Annotated in this window: 1 protein-coding gene; it reads left to right on the top strand. The window is 41.9% G+C overall.

What is annotated here, in order from left to right; translation table 11 throughout:
* On the top strand, positions 1–244 hold a 244-nt coding region (locus UC75_RS04435), incomplete at its 5' end, for a CoA-transferase (protein ID WP_322842882.1).
* Between the last annotated feature and the right edge of the window lie 21 nt (positions 245–265).

Below are 265 nucleotides of genomic sequence, written 5' to 3'. Positions count from 1 at the left end.
TGTAGGTGCTAAAAAAGTATTTATCACCACAGACCATGTGACCAAGCAAGGTGAGCCGAAAATTGTTGCTGAGCTGACTTATCCGGTAACTGGGAAAAACTGCGTTGACCGTATTTACACCGACCTATGTGTAATTGACGTGACTAAAGATGGTTTAAAGGTGTTTGAGAAAGTTGAAGGTCTTAGCTTCGATGAGTTACAGGCTTTGACTGGTGCAACTTTGATTGATGCGACTCAAGGGTAAGGAAGTAGGGAAATGACATTA

Source organism: Acinetobacter sp. V2, assembly GCF_001188385.1.
Classification (GTDB): domain Bacteria; phylum Pseudomonadota; class Gammaproteobacteria; order Pseudomonadales; family Moraxellaceae; genus Acinetobacter; species Acinetobacter oleivorans.
Note: the sequence above shows the minus strand (reverse complement) of the source record. Positions and strands in the feature narration are given on the sequence as shown.